At 61.7% G+C, this 3,045-nt stretch carries 3 pseudogenes; 2 read left to right on the forward strand and 1 reads right to left on the reverse strand.

The features are described 5' to 3' along the window. Positions 1–207: pseudogene (locus ACFWAY_RS53330) on the forward strand (ISAzo13 family transposase); the annotation flags it as partial. Between the two features lie 340 nt (positions 208–547). Next, positions 548–1,045, forward strand: a pseudogene (locus ACFWAY_RS53335) (serine/threonine-protein kinase); the annotation flags it as partial. 65 nt (positions 1,046–1,110) lie between these two features. Here the strand turns inward: ACFWAY_RS53335 and ACFWAY_RS53340 are convergent. After that, positions 1,111–1,817, reverse strand: a pseudogene (locus tag ACFWAY_RS53340) (IS6 family transposase). Positions 1,818–3,045 lie beyond the last annotated feature (1,228 nt).

The following is a 3,045-nucleotide window of genomic DNA, read 5'->3' on the forward strand; positions in this document are numbered from 1 at the left end:
GTCGAGACCATCGCCGCGACCACCACCAGCACCGGACTGACCGTCCGCGCCGAACTCGACCAGGCCGAGTATCCGAAGGGTGTCAAGATCCCCGACAAGGAGATGAAAGCCCTTGAAACCCACGGCATCCTGACGCGCCACGAGTTCCACGGCGAGTGGAACTACACACTCCACCCCGCACCCGACGACACGCCCGAACCGAGCTAGATTAATTCATCACAAGCCCTTAGTCGCGCCATAGCTGGCTGTTGGGTCCTGCCTCGCCTCGATCGCCATCCTCGTCGCCCGTTCCCGCAACTCGTCCGGGTACTTCTTCGGTGCAACCACGACTTTCGTCCTTCCGTGTGATGAAAAGCCTCCACCAGAGTCGGGGCGCAACACTTCGTCAGCTCCACGCTTCTTCGACGGAGCGGTTTCGTGGCGGGTCGGATGCACCGAAAAGTATCGGGCGGGGCGCAGGTCCTTGCCGGTAGGGTAATTCTCAGAGATTCATCGGAGTCAGTGCGAGCCGTACGGCACCCGAGGATCTAGCGAATTGAGTTGGTCGATGGTCGAACGCAACCGCCCCCGCGCGACACGCGACGACCTATCCGGTGCGTTGGTCGCTGAGCTCAGGGCGGCCGGATTCGATGATCCACACGAGATCGGTCACGGAGGCTTCGGTGTCGTCTTCCGCTGCCGGCAATCGTCTCTTGAGCGCACGGTTGCGGTGAAGGTTCTGACTTTGAGTCTCGACCCAGACAACTTGCAGCGTTTCTGGAGGGAACAGCGGGCGATGGGTCGACTATCCGGGCACCCGAACATCGCCGAAATCCTGCAAGTAGGTTCTACTGGCGATGGCTCGCCCTACATTGTGATGCCCTACCACCGGCTGGATTCCCTCGATGCACAGTTACGCCGCAACGGGCCGCTAGCCTGGCCGGATGCGCTGACGCTCGGTGTGAAGATGGCCGGAGCCCTCGAAACCGCCCACCATCTCGATGTCCTACACCGCGATGTCAAACCCGCAAACATCCTCTTCACCGACTACGGGGAACCACAGTTGGTGCTGTCAAGTTGCTTGGTGTGCAGCAGTTTCCGAGCGCAGTAGGCCATCACGCCGAGCGGTATTCAGGCAGCGAAGGTCAGTTCGGTGACCTGATCCCACACCTGGAATCGTGCGGCTAGTTCGGTGCGGTGGTCGGTGGCGTTCATACGGTGACGGGGCGGTCGGAAGTGCGGGGAGATACGGCTGAACGAGGACAAAAGCCGTTGCGCTGAGCCGACGGACCTGAACCCTTTCATGGCGCGTTCGCGTTGCCGGGTCGGTTGATGGGAGTTCTCGCACCGATTATTCAAATATTTGTTTTGTCGGTGCTCAGTTGTCGACATCATCTTCCGGTGCGCGACCTGGTAAGAGGCGAGTTTGTCGGTGATCAGCACCCGCGGCGGGTGGTCTTGTTTCGTCAGAAGTTTCCGGAAGAACCTGGTTGCGGCCTTACCGTCCCGCTTGGATTGGATCAGGATGTCGAGGACATTCCCGTGCTGGTCCACCGCCCGCCACTAGTATTTTCGCACCCCGCGGATCTTGACGAACACTTCGTCGAGGTGCCATTTGTCGCCAGTCTGCGGCTGATGTCGGCGCAGCCGACGGGCGTACTCGGGCCCGAACCGGGCGCACCACTTCCGGATCGTCTCATAGGTCACCTCGACCCCAACGGTCGGCCATGAGCAATTCGATCTCCCGGAACGAAAGGGGAAACCGGTGGGTACAGCCACACGCAGTGGGAGATGATCTCGCGCGGGAATCGGTAGTCCTTGTACGTCGACGACACCAGCAAATCATCCCAGACCAGCGGATCTCAACAACTTGACAGCACCTCCCGAACCACGGTGGCAGTGGTTTCGAGCCGACGTTGCAGGCCCGCCGCCCAGTGCCGCGCCGATAGGGCTTGGCGAATCGGGCGCCATCCGGCCAGGGGACCACCGCTTCATTCGCCTGGGCACACCCCCGGTCCCGATGCGCCGAAATGCGCCGTCCCTCCCCAGGTGTGGGAGGCCGAAGTACTGGGTCGACGCCGCGATCGCCACAGCATCCGAATCCATCGCAACTGGGATGGGCAACCGTTCAGGGCTCGAGTACGTGAGCGCGAATCAGCGCACCCAGACGCGCGGGCTGCATGGTCAACCCCTCGATCCGTTGCTGCCGATCGACATCGCGACAAGGACGTACAACGCTCGCGCGGCGTCCCGGCGCGTTCCGCTCTGCGCAGTATAGAGCTTCCACCGGGTCAGCCGCAGCTGGTGCTCATGAACGATCGTGAGCAGCGAGCACAGATCGCCGATATCTGCCTCGAGGTCAGGGACGAGCGCGTGAAAATCTCAGGGTGTCTCCGCTGTGCAGGTGCGCGTGAACCGACACCTTGAGTGGCGGCGCGGACAGTGCGTGACTGAGCCCCGGGATGGCGTCGAAACCGCGGTCTCCGACGTACACGGTGTCCATTCGCTGACCGGTCGTCAGTGGCACGAGCAGATCCACTGCGGACACTCATAGGTTTGGAGTCGAGAGAAACGAGGCACGTGGCGTTCCAGGAGCCCGAGTTCGAGACCGCCGAAATCGTCGCCAGACGCCATCCCGCCCACATGGTCTACACCACACCGGAATCCGTTCGCCCCGCGCGCCGCATCGATCGCAGCCTGGCGCAGTCCGTCGTTGCCGAGTTCCTTGCGCAACTCTTTCACCGAGACCTTGCGGGTCAGTCCGGCCAGTCCCCGTCAGGGTGGAAGTGCAGCGTCATCCGGTGCCCACGACCAAGTGGAGTCCATCGGGCAAGGGTGCGCACATGCACGATCGCCGACGCACGGGAGAAGGACTCGGCGGACATACGTCCAATTGTCTGGCGAAAGAAATCCCTCGTGTCAGTTCAGCGGAGACGATCCGCGTTGTGCGGTTCGTTCGGTTTGATTTCCACTAGCGTGAGTTTCCTAGGTAGCCGAGTTTTCGTGTCGCGTCGTGCGTGTTGAGCTGGGCAAACGCGACCGGAGAGTGTATTACCTATATATGGC

The sequence above is a fragment of the Rhodococcus sp. NPDC059968 genome (assembly GCF_042738615.1).
Lineage (GTDB): Bacteria > Actinomycetota > Actinomycetes > Mycobacteriales > Mycobacteriaceae > Rhodococcus_F.